Genomic DNA, 21,892 nt, shown 5'->3' with positions numbered 1-21,892 from the left:
AACCGGTGTCGGATACTGACAGGCATGGCATACGACGATCTCCGCTCCTTCCTCCGCGCCCTGGAGCGCGAGGGCGACCTCAAGCGGATCAAGACCGAAGTGGACCCGTACCTGGAGATCGGGGAGATCGTCGACCGGGTGCAGAAGGCCAAGGGCCCGGCGCTGCTCTTCGAGAACGTCAAGGGCGCGTCCATGCCGCTGGCGATGAACGTCTTCGGCACCGAGCGCCGGCTCGCCAAGGCCCTCGGCCTGAAGTCCCCCGACGACATCTCGGAGAAGATCGCAGGCCTGCTCCGTCCCGAGCTGCCGCAGGGCTTCACCGGCTTCCGGGACGCCTTCGGCAAGCTCGCCTCGATGGCCCACGTGCCGCCGAAGAACGTGAAGACCGGCGACGCGCCCGTCCACGAGGTCGTCCTCACCGGCGACGACGTCGACCTGGAGCAGCTGCCCGCCCTCTTCACCTGGCCGCTGGACGGCGGCTCCTTCTTCAACCTGGGCCTCACCCACACCAAGGACCCGGACACCGGCGTCCGCAACCTCGGCCTGTACCGCCTGCAGCGGCACGACCGGCGCACCATCGGCATGCACTGGCAGATCCACAAGGACAGCCGCAACCACGCCGCCGTCGCCGCGAAGCGCGGCGAGCGGCTGCCGGTCGCGATCGCCTTCGGCTGCCCGCCCGCCGTCACCTACGCCGCGACCGCGCCGCTGCCCGGCGACATCGACGAGTACCTGTTCGCCGGCTTCGTGCAGGGCGAGCGGGTGAAGATGGTCGACTGCAAGACCGTCCCGCTGCAGGTGCCCGCCGACGCCGAGGTGGTGCTGGAGGGCTGGCTGGAGCCCGGCGAGATGCTCCCCGAGGGCCCGTTCGGCGACCACACCGGCTTCTACACGCCGCAGGAGCCCTTCCCGGCGCTCACCATCGACTGCGTCACGATGCGCCGCCGCCCGCTGCTGCAGTCCATCGTGGTCGGCCGGCCGCCGACCGAGGACGGGCCGCTCGGCAAGTTCACCGAGCGCTTCTTCCTGCCGCTGCTGAAGATCATCATCCCGGACATCGTCGACTACGACCTGCCCGAGGCCGGCGGCTTCCACAACTGCGTGATCGTCTCGATCGACAAGAAGTACCCGAAGCACGCCCAGAAGGTCATGCACGCCATCTGGGGCGCCCACATGATGTCGCTCACCAAGCTGATCGTCGTGGTGGACGCCGACTGCGACGTGCACGACTACCAGGAGGTCGCCTGGCGGGCGCTCGGCAACGTCGACTACAGCCGCGACCTGACCGTCGTCGAGGGCCCGGTCGACCACCTCGACCACGCCTCCTACCAGCAGTTCTGGGGCGGCAAGGCCGGCATCGACGCCACCCGCAAGCTGCCCGAGGAGGGCTACACCCGCGACGGCGGCTGGCCCGAGATGGTCGCCTCGGACCCGGAGACCGCCGCCCTCGTCACCAAGCGCTGGAAGGAGTACGGACTGTGACCACGGCCGCCTTCGAGGTCCCGCCCGGCAAGGTCAAGTCCTTCCTGCGGCTGGTGATGATCGAGCACTCGGTGTTCGCGCTGCCCTTCGCGTACATCGCCGCGCTCACGGCGATGTTCCTCGCCGACGGCCGGGTGCACTGGGGCGAACTCTTCGTCGTCACCGTCTGCATGGTCGGCCTGCGGACCTTCGCGATGGCCGCCAACCGGATCATCGACCGCGAGATCGACGCCCGGAACCCGCGCACCGCCGGCCGCGAACTCGTCACCGGCGCGGTGTCGCTGCGCACCGCCTACGTCGGCTCCGCCGTCGCCCTCGTCGTCTTCCTCGGCGCGGCCGCCCTGCTCAACCCGCTCTGCCTGGCGCTCGCCCCCGTCGCCGTCGTGCCGATGGTCGTCTACCCGTACGGCAAGCGGTTCACCGACTTCCCGCACGCCATCCTCGGCCTCGCCCAGGCCGCCGGCCCGATCGGCGCCTGGCTGGCCGTCACCGGCACCTGGTCCTGGGACGCCGTGGTGCTCGGCCTCGCCGTCGGCGTCTGGATCGGCGGCTTCGACCTGATCTTCGGATGCCAGGACGTCGCCGCGGACCGCGCCGAGGGCGTCCGCTCGGTGCCGGCCCGGTACGGGATCGCGGCGGCGCTGTACGGCGCCCGCGCCTGCCATGCCGTCACCGTCGCGCTGCTCGCCTGGTACGCCGTCCTCACCGACGCCGGTCCCGCCTTCTGGGTCGGTCTCGCGGTGGTCGTCGGTGCCTTCCTCTACGAGCACAGCATCGTCAAGCCCGGCGACCTCTCCCGCCTCAACCGGGCCTTCTTCACCACGAACGGCTTCGTCGGCATCTCCCTCTTCGGCTTCGCCCTGCTCGACCTGGTCCTCCGGGGCCTGACCGTCTGACGGGGCGGCCCCCGATGTCGCTTCGCCGTCCCGGTGAGGGCGCCCCTACGTGCCGGGAGCGTCCCGGAGGGCCAGGCGGGTGTAGGCGCGGACGTCGGCGTCCGGGTCGGCGAGGCGCTCGCGGAGGGCCGACCCGACGGCGGGTTCGGCGGCTGTCGGGGTGAGGGCGCGGACGGCCGCCTTGCGGACGTCCGCGTTCCCGTCGGCCAGCAGGACGAGCAGCGGTGCCGTCCGCCCGGCGGCGGCGAGGGCCCCGGCGGCGGCCTTGCGGACCTGCCAGGCCGGGTCGGCGGCGGCGGCCAGCCCGGCGAGGGCCGGCGGGCAGCCGATCCCGGCAGCTCCTTCGAGGGCCGCGGCCCGCACCAGCGGATCGCCGTCCCGGGCCAGCCGCAGCAGCGCCCCCTCGGCCATCGGGTCGCCGATCGTCCCCAGGCCCTCGCCGACGGCCACCCGGACCTCCCGGGCCGGGTCCGCAGCGACGCCCACCAGGGCCGACGCCGCGTTCAGCGAGACGAGTCCCCGGACGGCCTGCAGCCGCACGGGAACCTCCTCGTCGGCCGCCCCGGCGGCGAACAGGGCGCGCGAGCCCGTGCGCAGCACCCGGGAGAGCTCCAGCACCCCGGACCGGACGACGGGGTCCGCCGAGGCGGCCGCGGAGGCCAGGGCGGGGCCGAGCGCGGGGTCGAGCACGTCGGCGAGCTCCCGCAGGCCGGCCACGGCGGCGGCCCGGACGCGTCCGTCGGGGTCGTGGAGGGCAGCGGCCAGGGCCCGGCCCGTCCCTTCGCCGGCGTGCTCGGTGAGGACGGTGACGGCGGTGCGCCGCACATCGGCGGAGCCGTCCCGGAGGTAGGGCGCGAGGGCCGCGGGGTCGGGCCCGTCCTCGGCGAGCCGGAGCAGTTCGAGCAACCGGGGCGAGGCGGCGGCCGGGCCCGGGGAGGCCGGGGCCGCCGAGGCGCCGGCGGTGGTCCCGGTGCGGCCGACGACGAGCGGGTGGACCTCGCCGATCAGCTCGCTCTCGCCGCCCGGCGGCTCCAGCCCCTCCACCGGGACGAGGTAGGGCGCGACCGGCCGGGTGAGGAACTCCATCGCGCCGTCGGCGTTCTTCCGCAGGTCGAGGTGGCGGAACCAGCGCCGGTCGTCCCGCCCGGGGTGGTCGGTGCGTTCGTGGTAGAGCCCCCAGCGGCTCTCCTCGCGGGCGAGCGAGGAGCGGGCGGCCATCTCGGCGCAGTCCCGGATGAAGTCGACCTCGACCGCCCGCATCAGCTCGTGCGGGGTGCGGGCGCCCATGGCGGCGATCTCGCCGCGCATCCGCTCGAAGTGCTCCAGGGCGACGGAGAGCCGGGTGCCGGTCTTCGGCGGGGCGACGTAGTCGTTGACGAAGCGGCGCAGCTTGTACTCGACCTGGGGCTGCGGCGGGCCGTCCGGGTTCCGCAGCGGGCGGTAGACCAGCTCGTGGGCGGCCTTCAGCTGGTCCTCGGGGAGTTCGGCCCGTTCGGCCGGCAGGTGGGCGGCGGCGTGGGTGCCGGCGAGGTCGCCGAAGACGAAGGCGCCGATCATGTAGTTGTGCGGGACGCAGGCGAGGTCGCCGGCCGCGTACAGGCCGGGCACGGTGGTGGCGGCGTTCTCGTCCACCCGGACCCCGGCGGCCGAGTGCCCGCCGCACAGGCCGATCTCGGAGATGTGCATCTCCACGTCGTGGGTCCGGTAGTCGTGGCCGCGTCCGGCGTGGAAGGTGCCGCGGCTGGGCCGCTCGGTGGTGTGCAGGATGCCTTCCAGGGCCTGGACGGTCTCCTCCGGCAGATGGGTGGTGCGCAGGTAGACCGGGCCGCGGTCGGAGGCCAGTTCGGCGGCGAACTCGGACATCATCTGCCCGGACCAGTAGTCGGAGTCGACGAAGCGCTCGCCGTGCCGGTTGACCTGGTACCCGCCGAAGGGGTTGGCCACGTAGGCGCAGGCCGGGCCGTTGTAGTCCTTGATCAGCGGGTTGATCTGGAAGCACTCGATGCCGCTGAGTTCGGCGCCGGCGTGGTAGGCCATGGCGTAGCCGTCGCCCGCGTTGGTCGGGTTCTCGTAGGTGCCGTACAGGTAGCCGCTGGCGGGCAGGCCGAGCCGTCCGCAGGGCCCGGTGGCAAGGACGACCGCGCCCGCCCGGACGGCGACGAACCCCCCGCTGCGGGTGTCGAAGGCGGCGGCGCCGACCGCCCGGCCGCCGGAGGTGAGCACCCGGACGGGCATCACCCGGTTCTCGATCGTGATCCGCTCCCGCATGTGCTTCTGCCGCAGCACCCGGTAGAGCACCTTCTTGACGTCCTTGCCCTCCGGCATCGGCAGCACGTAGCTGCCGGAGCGGTGCACCCGGCGGACCTGGTACTCGCCGTACTCGTCCTTCTCGAACTTCACCCCGTACCGCTCCAGGCGCTGCACCATGGCGAAGCCGCGGGTCGCGGTCTGCCGGACGGTGCGCTGGTCGACGATGCCGTCGTTGGCCAGGGTGATCTCGGCGACGTAGTCGTCCGGGTCGGCGCGGCCGGGGACGACGGCGTTGTTGACGCCGTCCATGCCCATGGCGAGGGCGCCGGAGTGCCGGACGTGCGCCTTCTCCAGCAGCAGCACGTCCGCGCCGGCCTCGGCGGCACTGATCGCGGCCATGGTGCCGGCGGTCCCGCCGCCGACGACCAGCACGTCGCACTCCAGCAGCCGCGCGTCCGCGAGGTCGGGGATCTCCATCGGTTCTCCTTTCGATCGCCCCGGGTGGTCGGTCCGGGGCACCCGTGCGGTCGTGGCGGCCGCGTCCTACAGCGCGGCGAGGATCCGCTCGCGCAGGGCGAGCACCGCGGTGTCGGTGCGGCGCGCACCGTCCCGCGGGTACGGCACCTCGTGGACGGCGGCCACGGTGCCGCCGCCGAGGACGGCGATCCGGTCGCCGAGGAGCAGGGCCTCGTCGACGTCGTGGGTGACGAAGACGACGGTGCAGCGCTGCCGCTCCCACACGGCGAGCAGGAGCCGCTGCATGGCGGCGCGGGTCTGGGCGTCGAGCGCCCCGAACGGCTCGTCCATCAGGACGGCCCGCGGCTCGCCGACCAGGGCCCGGGCCAGCTGGACACGCTGCCGCTGCCCGCCGGAGAGCTCCCGCGGCAGCCGGTCGGCGAGGCCGTCCAGCCCGACGCGGCCGATCCATTCGGCGGCGGGCGCGTCGCGCAGGGACCGCGGCACCCTGCGGACGGCGAGCGGCAGTTCGACGTTGCGCCGCACCGTCCGCCAGGGCAGCAGGCCGTCGTCCTGGAAGACCAGGGCGCGGTCGGCGCCCGGGCCGAGGACGGGCTCGCCGTCGGCGAGCAGTTCGCCGGCGTCGGGCCGCAGCAGCCCGGCGAGCGCCCGCAGCAGGGTGGACTTGCCGCCGCCGGACGGGCCGACGACGGTGAGCACCTCGCCGGGGCCGACGTCGAGGTCGACGCCGTGCAGCACCGGGTGGCCCGGGTGGCCGAGGCCGAGGTTCCGGGCGGTCAGCCGGAGGGTCATCCCCGGCCTCCTCTCGGGTCGCCGCCGCCGGCACGCGGCGGCAGCCAGGCGGTCAGCCGGCGGCCGGTCAGCTCGACGGCACCGGAGGTGAGCCACCCGAGCAGGCCGATGGTGGCCATCCCGACGAAGACGCCGGGGTAGTCGAGCACCGTGTAGGCCTGCCAGGTGCGGTAGCCGACCCCGTACTGCCCGGAGACCATCTCGGCGGAGATCACGCAGATCCAGGACACCCCGATGCCGACCGACAGGCCGCCGACCACGCCCGGCAGGGCGCCCGGCAGCACCACCGAGGCCAGCACCCGGGCGCGGCCGCCGCCCATGGTCCGCACGGCCTCCTCCCAGCGCGGCGGAACGGCGCGCACGGCGTGCCGGGTGGACACCGTGATCGGGAAGAACGCGGCGGTGCAGGTGATGAAGACGATGCCCTGCTCGTTCTCCGGGAAGAGCATGATCGCGACCGGTACGAGGGCGATCGCCGGGATCGGCCGGATCAGTTCCAGCACCGGTCCGAGCAGGTCGGCGGCCCACCGCGAACGGGCGGTGAGCACGCCGACCGCGGTGCCGAGGACGGCGGCGAGCAGGAAGCCGAGGCCGATCCGCCGCAGGCTGTCCGCGAGGTCCTGCCAGTACTGGCCGGTGCCGAGCTGCCGGCCGAAGGCCTGCCCGACCTGCAGGGCCGTCGGCAGGTGGTCGAAGCGCACCCACAGCTGCACCTGGTGGGACGTCAACAGCTGCCACAGCCCGACGAAGCCGAGCAGGGCGGCCGCCCGCACGGCGCGGCGTCCGGCCTGCCGGGGGAGCGGCCGGGCGGCGCCCCCGCGGGCGGTCGCGGGCGGCGCGGGCCGCACCGCGGTGCTCACGCCGCCGCCAGGGCTTCGTCCCAGCCCACGGCGCGGGCGCCGGGGTGGGCGGCGAGGTAGGCGGCGGAGCCGTCCTCGGTGGTGAAGGGCAGCAGGGCGGCGCCGTCCTGCACCCAGTGGTCCCGGTCGGCGAACCAGCGGGTGCCGGTGGCGGCGTCCGGCACGTAGGCGGCGCGGAGCTTCTTCCCGGCGGCGGCCGCCGCCTTCACGGCGCGCAGCAGGCAGACCGGGTCGGCGGCCGGCCGGGTGGTCTCCTCGCCCTGGAGCCAGAGCTCGCCGGCCTGCCGCGGGTCGGTGACCGGCCGGCCGCAGACCTGGTCGGTGCCGGTGATCCGGGCGGGGGCGGTCTCCGGCAGGGCGGCGGCCGCCAGGTAGGACGGGTCGACGAACTTCTCGACGTCGAGGGCCTTGAGCACGCCCACCGACTTCAGGAAGGGCACGTCCTGGCGGAGCGCGTCGACCAGCTCGGGCCGCAGCGGGGTGGCGAAGGTCGCGATCCCGTTCGGGCCGTTGTAGAGGTGGACGACCTCGGCCGGCAGTCCGGTCGCCCCGGCGACGGTGCGGCTGGCCTCCAGCGGGTGCGCGTTGAGGTACGCGGTGGCGTCGGCCTGGGCGGTCAGGAAGGCCCGGACGACCTCCGGGTGCGCGGTGCCGTACTTCTGCCGGACCACCACGCCGTGCAGGGTGGGGCGGCCGAGCGCTGCGCCGTCGTACAGCAGGCGGCCGTCGCCGGCGAAGACCACCGCGCCGGGCCAGGCGACGAACTGGGCGAGCGCGTCCACGCTGCCGGCCTTCAGCGCGGAGGCGCCGACGGCGGGCTGCTGGTTCTGCTTCTGGATCGCACCGTCGGGGACGCCGGCCTTCCGCAGCGCCTGGACGAGGGTGCCGTCGGCGGCCGAGCCGACCGAGGTGGAGACCCGCTTGCCCCTGAGATCGGCCAGCGTGTGCGCCGGCGAGCCGTTCGGCACCACGACGCCGTTGAGCGCGCCGAGCGGGTTGTAGCCGGTGATCGAGACCAGCCGGGTGCCGGGACCGCCGGCCTCCTGCGCGCGGGAGCCGTTGATCAGCAGCGGGTAGTCGCCCATCGAACCGATGTCGATCTTGTCCGCGAGCATCTGCGCGGTGATCGGCGCGCCGGAGTCGTAGTCCTGCCAGACGACCTCGTAGCTCTTCCCGTCCTTCTTCCCCTGCTCGGCCAGCCGCTGCTCGAACCAGCCCCGGGCGCGCAGCAGGGTGCCCGCGGTGACGGTGTTGATGGTCTTCGACTGGTAGCCGACGACGACCTGCACGGTGCCGTCGCCGGTGGCGGAGGCGGAGGAACAGGCGGTCGCGGCGGCGAACAGGGCGGCGGCCAGCAGCGGCCGGGTGACGCGTCCTGGGCGGGGCATGGCGGGCTCTCTCCTCAGCGCAGCAGGTAGGGCATGTTGACGGTGACGGCCCCGGTGGGGCAGCGGGCGGCGCACGGGCCGCAGTACCAGCACTCGTCGACGTGCATGTAGGCCTTGTGGGTGTCCGGGTCGACGGCCAGCGAGTCCAGCGGGCACATCTCGACGCAGAGCGTGCAGCCGTCGATGCAGAGCGAGGCGTCGATCGTCACGGGCACGTCGGAACGGTGGTCGGCGAGCGCCATCGGCGGGCTCCCTACGGGATGTCGCGCAGCAGCCGGCCCTGCATGGTGATCCGGTCGCCGCGGAAGCGGACGTATTCGAGGTCGACGGGACGCCCGTCGGCGAGCGTGGTGAGCCGCTCCAGCATCAGCAGGGCGGCGCCGCGCGGGACTTCCAGGACGCTCGCGGAGTGCGCGTCGGCGCTGACCGCCTCCAGGGTGATCTCGGCGCTGCCGAGCGGCTGCCCGGCGGCCTCCTCGATCAGCCGGAAGACGTCGGTGTGCGCCAGGTCGGCGGCGTCCAGCCCGGCGCCGAGGTCCGGCACCAGATAGGTCAGGTCGAGCGAGAGCGGCAGCCCGTTCAGCCGGCGCAGCCGCTCGACGTAGACGACGTCGGCGCCCTCCGGCAGGCCGAGCCGCCGGGCGACCGGCCCCGGCGCCCGGACGGGGCCGAGGGAGCGGACCTCGTTCACCACCTCGCCGTGCTCGTGCAGCGTCTCGGCGAGGCCCTGCAGCCGGTTCAGGCCGTGCGGCACCTTGTCGGCGAGCACCAGCGTCCCCGACCCGGGCACCCGGCGGACGAGCCCCTCGGTGCGCAGCAGGTCCAGCGCCTCCCGGACGGTGTTCCGGGACTCGCCGAACTCCTCGGCCAGCCGTTCCTCGTGGGGCAGCGCACCGCCGGTGAACACACCGGCCAGCACCTGGCGCCGTAGCACGTCCGCGACCTGCCGGGCACGGTCGGCGCGCGGCCGCCGCACACCGGGGCGGGCGGTGTTCTCGCTGGTCATCGCTGCTGCTCCGGGGTCGGGGTGGCGGTACGGCCGGGGTCGGCCACGACCATAGGGCCGCCCCGATGGCGGCCGGGTTGCCGCAGCATTACGCCACCTGACGGACCGTCGGCGACCGCCGCGACCTGCGATGACGGTGCCGCGCCCGGGCGAAGTGCCACCGCGCGCGCCGCGCCCGCCGCGCGCTCCGGGCGCCGCGGGCAGTGGCGGGGGACCATGGAGGACGGCAGGAGCCGCCGCTATCCCGAGGAGTGGTCACCGATGATCGGCAAGCTGCAGTGCGTCGTCCTGGACTGCCACTACCCGGCCGGGCTGGCCCACTTCTACGCGGCCGTGCTCGGCGGCGAGATCGACCGCCCCGACCCGCGCTGGTCGCTGGACGCCGAGTGGTCGACCGTCCACACCCCCGACGGCATGGTGCTGGGCTTCCAGCGGGTCGACGACTACCGCCCGCCGATGTGGCCGGACCCGGCCCACCCGCAGCAGCTGCACCTGGACGTCGGCGTCGAGGACCTCGACGCCGCCGAGGAGAAGGTGCTGGCGCTCGGCGCGGTGCGCAAGGCCGCCGAGCCCGGCTGGCGGGTGTACGTGGACCCGGCGGGCCACCCGTTCTGCCTGGTCGGTCCGGGCGGCGGCGCGGCCTGAGCGGCCCTGCCGCGGCGCCCCGCGGCGGCGGGTGATAGGTCTTCGTGCCACCTGTCGTCCGTCCCGGAGGGGCCCGCGTGCCGAAGGAACGATCCCCGCGCCGCCGTACCGCCGCGCTGTCCGTCGCGGCCGTGGCCGTGCTCGGCGGTGCGGCGCTGACCGCCCGGGCCGGGGTCGTCGGAGCGGCCGACCGGACGGCCGCGGTCGCCCCCGCCGGCGGGACCTCCGCGCCGCCGCCCGCACGGACCTCGCCCACCGCCTCCGCCGCGGCCCCGCCGGGATCGGCCTCCGCCCCGGCCCCGACAGGCGACCCGGCGGTCTTCACCGGCCTCGCCTTCGACACCTGCACCGCCCCCGCACCGTCGGCGATGAAGGCCTGGCACGGCACCTCGCCGTACGGCGCGGCGGCGGTCTACATCGGCGGCAGGAACCGCGGCTGCGCCCAGCCGCAGCTGACCCCGTCCTGGGTGGCCTCGGTGACGGCCACCGGCTGGCGGCTGATCCCGCTGTACGTCGGCGCGCAGCCGCCCTGCCGGAGCGGCAGCGACCCGGAGAAGCTCACCGCCGGCACGGCGGTCGACCTCGGGTCCGCGGACGGCGCGGACGCGGTGGCCGCGGCCGGGGCCCTCGGCATGAGGCCCGGCAGCACCCTCTACCTGGACGTGGAGTCCTACGACGCCGCCGACACCGCGTGCGCGGCGGCCGTCCTCGCGTACACCCGGTCCTTCGACCGGGCGGTGGAGGCGCGCGGCTACCGGCCGGGCTTCTACGGCTTCGCCGCCTCCAGCGCCGCGGGCATCGCCCGGGCGGCGGCGGACGGCACCCCGGACCTGCCGACGGCGCTCTGGTACGCGGAGTACGACGGCGTGGAGGACACCGTGACGGGCTTCCCCTTCGCCGCCGGGCTCTTCACCGGCCACCGCCGCGGCCACCAGTACCGGGTCGACCGGAGGGAGACCCACGGCGGAGTCACGCTGACCGTCGACCGCAACGCCTGGGACGCCCCGGTCGCCGTCGTCGGCTGAAGCGTGCCGCCGACGGCGTACGGCTGCGTTACCCGGCGGTGAGGACCAACGGGTCGCCTACCCTCAGCCGGCCGGGGGAGACCACGGTGGCCAGGGCGTCCAGCCGGTTGTCGTGGCCGCGGGCGACGGCGCGGAGGATCTCCGGTGCGTGCGGCAGCCCGGGCTGCGGCGCGCCGACCATCGCGCACCGCTCGTTGGCCCGGACGAAGGCCAGCCGGACGCCGTCGCCGAACCGGCCCTCACGGCCGAACCAGCCGTCCTCGGTGAACGGCGGGGTGCCGGGCGGGGTGCGCAGCAGGACGTTGGGGCGCAAGCGCCGTTCGTCGACGACGGCGTCCGGGACCTCGGCGCGCACCCAGTCCAGGGTGGCGGTGGTGAGCACCGAGACGGGCAGCTGGTCGAAGTGCGAGACGGAGTCCTCGCGGGCGAGCGCGACGTCCTCGCGCTCCAGGTAGGCGCGGAGGAAGGCGTCCGGGTCCTCGACGGGGCTGCCGAGCGGGTCGAGGAGCTCCGGGGCGTCGAGCCGGTGGCCGAGCCGGGAGGAGAGCCGCAGCAGGCCGTCCATCCGCCGGAAGCGGCGGGTGTTCTTGCCGGAGCCGAACCTGCCGGAGCCGTCCCGCACCGCGTAGAGCCGGTCGCCGGCCAGGCCGCGCCCGTCCACCTCGACCGCGTCGAGGAGTTCGCCGCCGGTGGACTTCACCGGGTAGCGCCAGATGCGCTCCACGACACCGGAGATCTCTGCCATGGCGGGAGCCTATCCGGCCCTCCCGATCGTGGTCTAGACCTATTGGCGGACCGTCAGCCCACCCGCGCGACCGCCCGGACGGGCGCGCCGTCCGCCGCCGCCAGCCGCAGCGGGAACAGCGACACCTCCACCGGCGCACCCGCCTCCCGGGCCGCCAGCAGCGGGGTCAGGTCGGTGAGGTTCTCGGCGATCACCCCGCCGCCGTCCCTGCCCAGCAGCACCCGGTGCGCGGCCAGCGAGGGCTCCTGGCCCGCCGGGTCGTGCTCGTCCGCCAGCTCCGCGAGCAGCGCCGCCACCGCCGGATCGGCCGGTCCCTGCTCCGGCGTCGGGTCCACCGACAGCGCGTCCACCCCGACGGTGCGCACCCCCGCCGCCACGATCGCCTCCGCGGCCTCCCGGGACAGGTAGGGGTGCGCCAGGTACAGCTCGCTGCCCCAGTGCCGCGGCCAGCCGGTGGCCAGCAGCAGCACCGCGCCCGGCGTGCACTCGGCCAGCGCCGGGGCGAGCTGATCCGCCGTCACCGCGGTGCGCGGGGCCAGCCCGCGCAGGTCCGCGACCACCGCCGGGCCGGTGAACAGCTCCAGCGGCAGCCCGTCCAGCGTCGGCCAGGTCACGTCCACGTGGTACGGGGCGTCCACGTGCGTGCCCGCCTGCGAACCCAGGTGCATCGCCAGCACGTTGACCCCGGCGGTGTCGGTGGTGAGGGCGGGCCGCAGCTCCACCTCCGGGTCGCCGGGGTAGACCGGCATGCCGGTGGTGAGCGGATGGGTGAGGTCGATCAGCGTCGGCGCCATGCCGTCCATCCTGCCCCGCCCGGCCCGCCCGGCGCAGCGCTCCCGGGCCACTGCTCCGCCCCCGGCGCCCCACGGCCTAGGGTCGGAGCATGAACGATTCGCAGGTGCGCAGGCCGTGGGTGGTGGGGGTGTCCGGCGCGTCCGGGACGCCGTACGCGGCGTCGGTGATCCGGGCGCTCCTCGCCGCCGGCGAGGCGGTCGACCTGGTGGTCTCCCGCGCCGCCCGGCTGACCATCCTCGACGAGACCGGCATCGCCTACCGGGACGCCCACTGGCGCGAGGACCTGGCCCGCTGGATCGGCACCGACGACCTCGACGGCGTGCGCCACTGGTCGGCCGGCGACTTCGCGGCCGGCCCGTCCTCCGGCTCCTACCCGGCCAAGGGCATGCTGGTCGTCCCGGCGACCACCGGCGCGGTGGCCGGCATCGCGCTCGGCCTCAGCAAGGACCTGCTGCAGCGGGCCGCCGCCGTCACCCTGAAGGAGCGTCGCCCGCTGGTGGTGTGCCTGCGCGAGACACCCCTCAATGGGGTGACGTTGAAGCACCTGGTCGAGCTGGACGCGCAGGGCGCCGTGGTGCTGCCCGCCTCGCCGGGCTTCTACGCGGGTGGCTCCACCGCCCGCGAACTGGTCGACTTCGTGGCCGGCCGGGTGCTCGACGCGGTCGGCGTGCCGCACGCGCTCTACCGCCGCTGGGACGGCGAACTGGGCGCTGCGGCCAAGGCAGAGTGAGACCGTGCGGATCGGGAGAGTATGTTCATTGCGATATCCGGGTTGACGGGCGTACGCCGCCTTCGAATCCGGATAATGATCTCGGGTCCGGTGAGGTTCGGAAGGGCGCTGGCAGGTATATGGACACAGTGGACAGACAGCTCATCCAGGCACTGCGGGAGAACGGCCGCGCCTCGTACGCGGAGCTCGGCCGACTGGTCGGCCTGTCGGGTCCGAGCGTCACCGACCGCATCAACCGGCTGGAGCAGGCCGGGGTGATCACCGGCTACCGCGCCACCGTCAACCCGGCGTCGCTGGGCTTCGGCGTGACCGCCCTGATCGGTCTCCAGCTCACCGACGCCGCCGACCACGAGGACGTCGCCCACCGCCTCAAGGACCTCTCCGAGGTCGAGGACTGCTGGTTCATCGCCGGCGACGACTCGTACATGCTCAAGGTGCGCGTCCCGGACGTGGAGGGGCTGGAATCGGTCGTCAAGCGGATCTCCGGCACCAAGGGCGTGGCCCGCACCCGTACGACCGTCGTACTGTCCACCAAGTGGGAGAGCCGGGTCAGCGACCTGCCGCTGGGCTCCGGCGAGTGACCCCGCGGACGACGGAGGAGTGACACGATGACGCTGGTCGGACTGGAGGAGCTGCGCGCCGCGCAGCGGCGGATCGCCGGGGTGGCCGTACGGACCCCCCTGCTGCCCTGTCCGTGGGCGGCGGACGGCGAGCGCCGCCTCTGGCTCAAGCCGGAGAGCCTCCAGCCGACCGGCGCGTTCAAGATCCGCGGCGCCTACAACCGGCTCGCGGCGCTGACCGCCGAGGAGCGGGCGCGCGGCGTGGTCGCCCAGTCCAGCGGCAACCACGCGCAGGCGGTCGCCTACGCGGCCGGACTGCTCGGCATCAAGGCCGTCATCGTGATGCCGGACACCTCCCCGGCGGTGAAGGTCGAGAACACCCGCGGCTTCGGCGCCGAGGTCGTCCTCGTCCCGCCGCACGAGCGCGACACCCTGCCCGCCGAGCTGGTCGAGAAGCACGGCTACGTCTGGGTGCCCCCGTACGACGACCGCCACGTCATCGCCGGCCAGGGCACCGTCGGCCTGGAGATCGCCGAGGACGCCCCCGACGAGCTGGACACCGTGCTGGTGCCGGTCAGCGGCGGCGGCCTGATCTCCGGCACCGCAGCCGCGCTCAAGCTCGCCTGCCCGGGCGTGCGGATCGTCGGCGTCGAACCCGAACTCGCCGCCGACGCGCAGGCCAGCCTGCGGGCCGGCGAGCACCTCGCCTGGCCGGTCGCCGACACCTACCGCACCGTCGCGGACGGCCTACGCACCCCCTCGGTCGGCAAGCTGCCCTTCCGGCACCTGCAGGCGTACGTGGACGACATCGTCACCGTCACCGAGGACGAGATCCGCGACACCGTCGCCCTGCTGGCCCGCCGCGGCCGGCTGGTCGCCGAGCCGTCCGGCGCGGTCGCCCCCGCCGCATGGTTCCACCGCGCCTCCGAGGTCGGCGGCCGGGTCGCCGCGGCCGTGGTCAGCGGCGGCAACCTCGACCCGGCCCTCCTCAGCGAGCTGCTCGCCCGCTGAGCGGTCCCCGGGGGCATGCGGCGGCGCCCATCGGCCGAAGGGCCGGGGGAACTGCGCAGTCCGGGGCGGTGGTCCTGGCGAATCCGGCACCCACTCAGGGGCGCGGGGAACTGCGCAATTCGGGAGCGGCATTCCCGAAGGAACCGGGCTCGCCCCCGGTCCGTACGGTGGCCCGCATCCGAATCGCGCAGTTCCCCGCGCCCCTGTGGCCGGGCCCCGCATACCGAGGCGTAGGCTCGGTTCCGGCATTGTTTCGGCAGGTACGAGAGGCGGGGTCACCGCATGGACGCAGGGCTGAAGCGCGAGCTGGAGGCGAAGGTCTACGCGGGCGAGCGGCTCACCCGCGAGGACGGCATCGCGCTCTACGAGAGCGACGACCTGGCCTGGCTGGGCGGTCTCGCCCACCACGTGCGGACGCAGAAGAACGGCGACGTCGTCCACTTCAACGTCAACCGCCACCTCAACATGACCAACGTGTGCAGCGCCTCCTGCGCGTACTGCTCCTTCCAGCGCAAGCCGGGCGAGAAGGACGCGTACACCATGCGCATCGAGGAGGCCGTCCGCCTGGCCAAGGCCATGGAGGTCGAGTCCCTCACCGAGCTGCACATCGTCAACGGCCTGCACCCGACGCTGCCCTGGCGCTACTACCCGCGCTCGCTGCGCGAGCTGAAGGCCGCGCTGCCGAACGTCTCGCTGAAGGCCTTCACCGCCACCGAGATCCACTGGTTCGAGAAGATCAGCGGTCTGACGGCGAGCGAGATCCTCGACGAACTGATCGACGCCGGTCTGGAGTCGCTCACCGGCGGCGGCGCGGAGATCTTCGACTGGGAGGTCCGTCAGCACATCGTGGACCACGCCACCCATTGGGAGGACTGGTCGCGGATCCACCGCCTGGCGCACGAGAAGGGTCTCAAGACCCCGTGCACCATGCTGTACGGCCACATCGAGGAGCCCCGGCACCGGGTCGACCACGTGCTGCGGCTGCGCGAGCTGCAGGACGAGACGGGCGGCTTCCAGGTCTTCATCCCGCTGCGCTACCAGCACGACTTCCACGACTCCAAGGACGGCGTCGTGCGCAACCGGCTGATGGACCGCACCGAGATGGCCACCGGGGCCGAGGCGCTGAAGACCTTCGCGGTCTCCCGGCTGCTCTTCGACAACGTCCAGCACGTCAAGGTGTTCTGGGTGATGCACGGCGTCACCACCGCGCAGCTGGCGCTCAGCCACGGCGCCGACGACATGGACGGCTCGGTCGTCGAGTACAAGATCACCCATGACGCGGACAACTTCGGCACGCCGAACAAGCTCGGCCGTGACGACCTGCTCGACCTGATCCGCGACGCGGGCTTCCGCCCGGTCGAGCGGAACACCCGCTACGAGGTCATCCGCGAGTACGACGGCCCGGACCTGTCCCGCCGGGAGACGCCGCAGGCGATGCGCCTCTGACACCCCGCCAGTCGCGGGCGGCCGTGCCACGCCGCCGCACCGGGGCCCGTCGGCACCGAGCCGACGGGCCCCGGCGCGTGTCCGGCGCCCGCGCGCCCCGGCCGCGACAACACCCCTGCGGGGTTTGTCCGATCGGCGCAGCCTTTCCACTGGCGCCCCGCCGACCGCGTATGCTCACAGGCTCACCACACGCCCCGGGTTTCTTCCAGGCCCGGGACTTTGGGAGGATCGTCCCCATGTCCGGTTCCCATCGCGCCACCAGCCACGTCCACCCGGCCGACGTGCCGGGTCCCCGCAGCAGTGCGGACGGTCAGGCACCACGGCCGCGCGGACACCGGCGGAAGGCCAAGCCGAAGCGCCGCGGCGGCAAGGCCCTGATGGGCGGTACGGCGGTGCTGCTGGCCGCCACGGCCGGCTGGTTCACGGTCGGCCAGGGCCGGTCCCTCCCCTCGTTCACCAGTGCCGGCGCGGCCGAGCGGCCCGAGGCCGACACCACGCACGCCGACATCGCCCCGCTGTCGGCCGGCGGCCACACCGAGGGCCCGTCCACCGCGGACCGCTCCGACCGCACCGACGGGACGGTCGCGACGATCCCGGGTCTCGGCCCGTCCTTCCTCGCCAAGATCCCGGCCGAGACCAAGCAGGTCGTGGTCGCCTCCGGCAAGGACAAGGACTCCGCCGACACCGTCGTCACGCTCTGGACGCGCACCCCGGACGGTCGCTGGCGGGCCGGTCAGGCGTGGGCGGCCCACAACGGCTACAAGGGCTGGTCCGCGGAGAAGCGGTCCGGCGACCTGCACAGCCCGATCGGCGTCTTCGGCCTCACCGACGCCGGCGGCCGCAAGGCCGACCCGGGCAGCAGGCTGCCCTACGACAAGGACCCGAACTTCGTGGTCGGCGGCAAGGGCTTCAACGGCGAGCCGCTGGCCGGCTCCTTCGACTACGTGGTGGCGATCAACTACAACAGGGTGGCCGGCCGCTCCCCGCTGGACACCGCGTCGCCCGAGGGCAAGGCCAAGGGCGGCGGCGTCTGGTTGCACGTCGACCACGGCGGCCCCACGCACGCCTGCGTCTCGCTGCCCGAGGCGAACATGATCGAGCTGATCCGCGCCCTCGACCCTGCCGCCCACCCGGTCATCGCGATGGGCGACGCCGCGGCACTGGCCGTCTGACCCTGCGGTTTGCGGGGATTTGTCACCCTTCTACAGCCAAACTCCCCGGATACTGTTCCGGTGCGTCACCGGGCGACTGATGGGTAACCCGGTTGAGTTGATGTATGACCGCCTCCCGCATCGTGGCGCTCGGCCACTACCAGCCGCCCAAGGTCCTCACCAACGACGACCTGGCGAAGCTGGTCGACACCGACGACGAGTGGATCCGCTCCAGGGTGGGCATCCGCACCAGGCACATCGCGGTCGACGAGACACTCGTCGACCTCGCCGCCGAGGCCGCGCAGAAGGCGCTCGCCGCGAGCGGGCGCCAGGCCCACGAGGTCGACCTCGTGGTGGTCGCCACCTGCACGGCGGTCGAGCGCAGCCCCAACACCGCCGCCGCGGTCGCCGCCCGGCTCGGCATCACCGCCCCGGCCGCGTACGACATCAACACCGTCTGCTCGGGCTTCTCGTACGCGCTGGCCACCGCCGACCACGCGCTGCGGGCCGGCGCGGCGACCCGGGCCCTGGTGATCGGCGCCGAGCGGATGTCCGACACCATCGACTGGACGGACCGCTCCACCTGCGTGATCTTCGGCGACGGGGCCGGCGCGGCGGTGGTGGAGGCCGTCCCCGACGAGCAGGCCGGCATCGGCCCGGTCGTGTGGGGCTCGGAGCCCGCGAAGGGCGACGCGGTGGTCATCACCGGCTGGGACCCGACCATCAGCCAGCAGGGCCAGGCGGTGTTCCGCTGGGCCACCACCCGGATCGCCCCGCTGGCCCGCGAGACCTGCCTCAAGGCCGGGCTGGACCCGTCGGAGCTGCGCGGCTTCGTCGCGCACCAGGCCAACCTGAGGATCATCGACGCCATCGCGGCCAAGCTCGGCACCGCCCCGGACGCGGTGATCGCCCGTGACGTGGTGGACTCCGGCAACACCTCGGCCGCCTCGATCCCGCTCGCCCTCAGCAAGCTCGTCGAGCGCGGGGAACTGCGCTCGGGCGACCCGGTGCTGCTGTTCGGCTTCGGCGGCGGTCTGGCGTACGCCGGCCAGGTGGTGCGCTGCCCGTAGCACGCCGGGCGCGCGTCCGACCCGGACGGACAGCAGTGGGGCGCCGGAATCCGCGGATTCCGGCGCCCCACTGCTGCTCGGGCACGTCACGGTGCGTCGGCGAACCTCCCCCGAGGACACGGCCGCCGCCCGCCACGCCCCGGACAGGAGGCCGGGGCGAACGTGCGAGGTGGACGGTGGTGGAGCGGGCTACTTGGGCGGCTTCTTGCCGGCGACGCCCAGGTAGACCTGGAGGGCCAGGTTGGGCTTGAGGTCCTTCACCTTCACGCCCCACGAGGTGAAGGCCTTCTGGTGCTCCGCCGCGGAGGCGAGCAGGGAGACCAGCGAGCCCGCCACGGCGGCCGGATCGATCGTCTTGTCGGTCTTGCCCTGGTTCGACCGGACGGCCTCGGTGAGCGGGGCGACCACCGAGTTGAGCACCTTCATCCGGATCTTGAAGAACCGTTTGTCCCCCTCGGCAGCACCGAGAGTGACCACTCGAAGAATGGCATCGTTCTTGCGCCAGAAGGCGAGGAAACCGTCCACCAGTTCTTCCGAAGTGGCGGCGCCGGTCTTTCCCGCCCAGGACTTTCCTTCGACGAGCTCTTTGAGCCCGCCGCTGTCCTCGGCCATTTCCTCTGCGATCTCGAGGACAGCGCCCTCGACATCCGGGAAGTACTGGTAGAAGGTCGCGGGGGAGGTACCCGCCATACGGGCGACGTCGATGACCTTGACGTCCCGGTAAGGCGACGTGCTGAGCATCTCGCGGAGGCAGTCGAGCAGCTTCTGCCGCGTCTCCTGTCCGCGTCGCCCGGCGACGCGACCGTCGACGGTGCGAACTTGTCCTGTCATGCCGTCAGCTTACCGTGGCACGATCTTGGCGCGATTCGGTGATGCGACAATTAGGCCGCTCGTGGCGGTAATGGAGCGCCCGGACGGATATTCAGCGCTCCTGTTGTAGCCCCCCCGTGCACTGATGACCCCACAGCGTGACGACCGGTCTGCTGAGGGGTGGTCGGATGACAGGCAGTGATCGCCGCGGCGGTCGGACCCGGCTCCGCCGGAGGGGTCGGCCGGCCCGTGCGCGGTCGCGTCCGGGGCGTGTCCGGGCCCGCCCGGGGCGGCGCCGGGCGCACGTCCGGAGCGGACGCGGCCCGTCCGGAACGGCCTGCCCCGCGCGGCGCGGGCGGGGGAGATTGGCTCCCGGGGGGTGGGCATTGGAGAATCGGGTGCGCACCCCGGACGGGGGACGGCACAACGGGGAGGTGGCAGCTCAGTGGACCAGCTGACGGCGCACGATCCAAGGCGGATCGGGCCCTTCGAGGTGCTGGGACGGCTCGGCGCGGGCGGGATGGGGCTGGTCTACCTGGCGCGCTCCGCATCGGGCCGGAGGGTCGCCATCAAGACCGTGCGCACCGAGCTGGCCGAGGACGACCTGTTCCGGGTCCGCTTCGCCCGCGAGATCGCCGCCGCCAAGACGGTCGGCGGCTTCTACACCGCCGCCGTGGTCGACGCCGACGCCGACGCCCGGGTGCCCTGGCTCGCCACCGCGTACGTGCCGGCGCCCTCGCTGGAGGACCTGGTCAACCACTGCGGTCCGCTGCCGGTGGACGCGGTGCGCTGGCTGGTCGCCGGCATCGCCGAGGCGCTCCAGTCGATCCACGCCGCCGGCCTCGTCCACCGCGACCTCAAGCCGTCCAACGTGCTGGTGGTCGAGGACGGCCCGCGGGTGATCGACTTCGGCATCGCCGCCGGCGTCTCGCACACCCGGCTCACCATGACCAACGTCGCGGTCGGCACCCCGGCGTACATGTCGCCCGAGCAGGCCCGCGACAGCCGCAGCGTCACCGGCGCCAGCGACGTCTTCTCGCTCGGCTCGCTGCTGGTCTTCTGCGCCACCGGCCACCCCCCGTACCGCGGCGCCAACCCGGTCGAGACGGTGTTCCAGCTGCTGCGCGAGCAGCCGGACCTGTCCGGGCTGCCGATCGAGCTGGCCGACCTCGTCCGGGCCTGCATGCGGCCCGCGCCGGAGCACCGGCCGACGCCCGCGCAGATCCAGGCCGAGCTCGCCCCGCACCTGTTCTCCCGGGACGACGCCCTCGGCGACGCCGGCGACTGGCTGCCGCCCAGCGCGCTGCAGCTGATCGAGCAGAAGCGCGGCCGCCGCTCGCTCGCCCCGCCGGTCGCGCCCCCCGTCGCCCCGCCGCCCGTGCCGCCGGTGCTGCCGCCGCAGCCGTCCGCGCCCCCGGCCGACAGCCGGGGCAACGGTTCGCTCGGAGGCGAGGCCGCCACCGAGCGGATGGCGCCCGGCCGCCGGCCCGCCCGGCAGGAGGAGGTCCGGCTCTCCGGCGGACCCGTCCGGATAGGGCCGGGCCCGCGCGCCGACCAGTCCGTGGCCGGGCAGTCGGCCGCCGCGCCGGCCGCGCCCGCGGCCACCGACTGGGTCCGCCGCGCACCCGTCCCGGCGCCCGCCCCGGTGCCGCGCTGGCGGCCCTGGCGGTTCCGGATGTCCAACGACGTCTGGGGCACCCCGGTGGTCGCCGACGGCACGCTCTTCGTCTCCAGCTTCGAGGTGCACGCCCTGGACATCGCCTCCGGCGAGCGGCGCTGGAAGACCCGCGACGTCGCCTGGGCGCTCGCGGTCGCCGACGGCCGGGTGCACGCCGCCGACGGCCCGCACCTCTACACCGTGGACGTCGCCGACGGCACCGAGCGCTGGCGCAACTCCCTCGACGGCTGGGTCTACTCGCTGGACGCCGCCGACGGGGTGCTCTGCTGCGGCATCAGGGGCGGCGGCGTGCAACTGCGTTCGGCCGCCAACGGCGCGGAGCTGTGGCGCGCCGACGACGCCCAGCAGGACTACGAGAACCCGCAGTCCGGGCCCGCCCTGGTCGGCGGCTGCGCCTACTACTACGGCGGCGGGCGGCTGCGCTGCGTCGACCCGCGGGGCGGCGGGCTGCGCTGGTCCGTGCCGGTCGGCGAGGACGTGCCCTCCCGCCCGGTCGAGCGCGGCGGCGTGCTGTACGTCACGGCCGGCCCCCGGGTGTACGCCCTGGACGCCGCCACCGGCGCCGAGCGCTGGCGCTTCGACGCGCCCGTGGTGCTGTTCACACCACCCGCGCTGGACGCCGGCGCCGCGTACGTCGCCGACTACCTCGGCACGCTCCACGCCGTCGACCTCGCCACCGGGCGGGAGCGCTGGCGCGGGCGGACGGGCAGCCGGCAGGGCGCCGAGCCCGCCGTGGTCGCCGACGGCGCCGTGCTGCTCGGCTCGGGGGAGACCCTCCACGCCTTCGACACCGCCACCGGGCGGGAGCGCTGGCGGTACGCCGCCCGCGGCGAGATCGTCGGCTCCCCGGCCGTCGCCGACGGCCTGGTGCACCTGGGCAGCCGGGACCACTCGCTGCACACCGTGGACCTCGCCACCGGCCGGCTCCGCTGGGAGCTCGGCACCAAGGGCGAGCTCACCGGCTCGCCGGTGGCCGTCGCGGGACGGGTGTTCGCGGGCAGCAAGGACCGCTGCGTCTACGCGCTGGACTCCTACTACGGCACCGCGGTGCCGCAGTAGGACGCAGAAAGACCCC

Annotated in this window: 20 protein-coding genes; 11 read left to right on the top strand and 9 right to left on the bottom strand. The window is 74.2% G+C overall.

Annotation, left to right across the window (positions count from 1 at the left end; all coding sequences use genetic code 11):
- Positions 1–24: 24 nt before the first annotated feature.
- Together AB0442_RS00765 and mqnP are read left to right on the top strand one after the other, a co-directional pair.
- Positions 25–1,482 (top strand): menaquinone biosynthesis decarboxylase, encoded by a 1,458-nt coding sequence (locus AB0442_RS00765; RefSeq protein ID WP_366159809.1) that lies wholly within the window; start codon positions 25–27, stop codon positions 1,480–1,482.
- On the top strand, positions 1,479–2,378 hold the full coding sequence (gene mqnP / locus AB0442_RS00760; protein WP_363540532.1) for a menaquinone biosynthesis prenyltransferase MqnP: 900 nt from the start codon (positions 1,479–1,481) through the stop codon (positions 2,376–2,378). The genes AB0442_RS00765 and mqnP overlap by 4 nt, the downstream gene beginning before the upstream one ends.
- Positions 2,379–2,423: 45 nt before the next feature.
- On the opposite strand, the gene AB0442_RS00755 is transcribed toward mqnP, so the two are convergent.
- The 6 genes from AB0442_RS00755 to AB0442_RS00730 all read right to left on the bottom strand — a co-directional run bounded on the left by AB0442_RS00755 (position 2,424) and on the right by AB0442_RS00730 (position 9,151).
- The gene (locus AB0442_RS00755; protein WP_366159808.1) at positions 2,424–5,105 is read right to left on the bottom strand and encodes a fumarate reductase/succinate dehydrogenase flavoprotein subunit; all 2,682 of its coding nucleotides are present in this window, start codon (positions 5,103–5,105) and stop codon (positions 2,424–2,426) included.
- Positions 5,106–5,171: 66 nt separating this feature from the next.
- Complete coding sequence (locus tag AB0442_RS00750; protein WP_366159807.1) at positions 5,172–5,897, bottom strand: ABC transporter ATP-binding protein; 726 nt, start codon at positions 5,895–5,897, stop codon at positions 5,172–5,174.
- Complete coding sequence (locus tag AB0442_RS00745) at positions 5,894–6,745, bottom strand: ABC transporter permease (RefSeq protein ID WP_366159916.1); 852 nt, start codon at positions 6,743–6,745, stop codon at positions 5,894–5,896. The genes AB0442_RS00750 and AB0442_RS00745 overlap by 4 nt, the downstream gene beginning before the upstream one ends.
- Before the next feature lie 8 nt (positions 6,746–6,753).
- The gene (locus AB0442_RS00740) at positions 6,754–8,145 is read right to left on the bottom strand and encodes an ABC transporter substrate-binding protein (protein ID WP_366159806.1); all 1,392 of its coding nucleotides are present in this window, start codon (positions 8,143–8,145) and stop codon (positions 6,754–6,756) included.
- A gap of 14 nt (positions 8,146–8,159) precedes the next feature.
- On the bottom strand, positions 8,160–8,387 hold the full coding sequence (locus tag AB0442_RS00735) for a ferredoxin family protein (protein WP_363540528.1): 228 nt from the start codon (positions 8,385–8,387) through the stop codon (positions 8,160–8,162).
- 11 nt (positions 8,388–8,398) lie between these two features.
- Positions 8,399–9,151 carry a GntR family transcriptional regulator gene (locus AB0442_RS00730; protein ID WP_366159805.1) on the bottom strand — a complete coding sequence of 251 codons (753 nt, stop codon included), beginning with the start codon at positions 9,149–9,151 and terminating at the stop codon, positions 8,399–8,401.
- 261 nt (positions 9,152–9,412) lie between these two features.
- On the opposite strand from AB0442_RS00730, the gene AB0442_RS00725 reads away from it, so the two are divergent.
- Both AB0442_RS00725 and AB0442_RS00720 read left to right on the top strand, forming a co-directional pair.
- Positions 9,413–9,796, top strand: a complete 384-nt coding sequence (locus tag AB0442_RS00725; protein ID WP_366159804.1) for a VOC family protein — start codon at positions 9,413–9,415, stop codon at positions 9,794–9,796.
- 77 nt (positions 9,797–9,873) lie between these two features.
- Entirely contained in the window at positions 9,874–10,821 is a 948-nt protein-coding gene (locus AB0442_RS00720) for a glycoside hydrolase domain-containing protein (RefSeq protein WP_366159803.1), read from the top strand.
- A gap of 28 nt (positions 10,822–10,849) precedes the next feature.
- On the opposite strand, the gene AB0442_RS00715 is transcribed toward AB0442_RS00720, so the two are convergent.
- Positions 10,850–11,566 (bottom strand): MOSC N-terminal beta barrel domain-containing protein, encoded by a 717-nt coding sequence (locus AB0442_RS00715; RefSeq protein WP_366159802.1) that lies wholly within the window; start codon positions 11,564–11,566, stop codon positions 10,850–10,852.
- 53 nt (positions 11,567–11,619) lie between these two features.
- Complete coding sequence (locus AB0442_RS00710) at positions 11,620–12,360, bottom strand: cyclase family protein (RefSeq protein WP_366159801.1); 741 nt, start codon at positions 12,358–12,360, stop codon at positions 11,620–11,622.
- 89 nt (positions 12,361–12,449) lie between these two features.
- Here AB0442_RS00710 and AB0442_RS00705 point away from each other — a divergent pair, with 89 nt between their 5' ends.
- The 6 genes from AB0442_RS00705 (at position 12,450) to AB0442_RS00680 (ending at position 18,329) form a co-directional block, all read left to right on the top strand.
- The gene (locus AB0442_RS00705) at positions 12,450–13,091 is read left to right on the top strand and encodes a UbiX family flavin prenyltransferase (protein WP_344621385.1); all 642 of its coding nucleotides are present in this window, start codon (positions 12,450–12,452) and stop codon (positions 13,089–13,091) included.
- 119 nt (positions 13,092–13,210) lie between these two features.
- On the top strand, positions 13,211–13,672 hold the full coding sequence (locus AB0442_RS00700; RefSeq protein WP_344621386.1) for an Lrp/AsnC family transcriptional regulator: 462 nt from the start codon (positions 13,211–13,213) through the stop codon (positions 13,670–13,672).
- Between the two features lie 27 nt (positions 13,673–13,699).
- Positions 13,700–14,662: a threonine/serine dehydratase gene (locus AB0442_RS00695; RefSeq protein ID WP_366159800.1), complete on the top strand. Its 963-nt coding sequence runs from the start codon at positions 13,700–13,702 to the stop codon at positions 14,660–14,662.
- 282 nt (positions 14,663–14,944) lie between these two features.
- Positions 14,945–16,108: an aminofutalosine synthase MqnE gene (gene mqnE / locus AB0442_RS00690; RefSeq protein WP_366159799.1), complete on the top strand. Its 1,164-nt coding sequence runs from the start codon at positions 14,945–14,947 to the stop codon at positions 16,106–16,108.
- Between the two features lie 236 nt (positions 16,109–16,344).
- Positions 16,345–17,280: a hypothetical protein gene (locus tag AB0442_RS00685; protein WP_366159798.1), complete on the top strand. Its 936-nt coding sequence runs from the start codon at positions 16,345–16,347 to the stop codon at positions 17,278–17,280.
- A gap of 104 nt (positions 17,281–17,384) precedes the next feature.
- Positions 17,385–18,329 carry a beta-ketoacyl-ACP synthase III gene (locus tag AB0442_RS00680; protein WP_344621390.1) on the top strand — a complete coding sequence of 315 codons (945 nt, stop codon included), beginning with the start codon at positions 17,385–17,387 and terminating at the stop codon, positions 18,327–18,329.
- Between the two features lie 189 nt (positions 18,330–18,518).
- Here AB0442_RS00680 and AB0442_RS00675 read toward each other — a convergent pair whose 3' ends face one another.
- Positions 18,519–19,160, bottom strand: a complete 642-nt coding sequence (locus AB0442_RS00675) for a TetR family transcriptional regulator (RefSeq protein ID WP_344621391.1) — start codon at positions 19,158–19,160, stop codon at positions 18,519–18,521.
- A gap of 424 nt (positions 19,161–19,584) precedes the next feature.
- Here AB0442_RS00675 and AB0442_RS00670 point away from each other — a divergent pair, with 424 nt between their 5' ends.
- On the top strand, positions 19,585–21,876 hold the full coding sequence (locus AB0442_RS00670; RefSeq protein WP_366159797.1) for a PQQ-binding-like beta-propeller repeat protein: 2,292 nt from the start codon (positions 19,585–19,587) through the stop codon (positions 21,874–21,876).
- Positions 21,877–21,892 lie beyond the last annotated feature (16 nt).

Source organism: Kitasatospora sp. NPDC085895, assembly GCF_040702125.1.
GTDB classification, from domain to species: domain Bacteria; phylum Actinomycetota; class Actinomycetes; order Streptomycetales; family Streptomycetaceae; genus Kitasatospora; species Kitasatospora arboriphila.
Note: the sequence above shows the minus strand (reverse complement) of the source record. Positions and strands in the feature narration are given on the sequence as shown.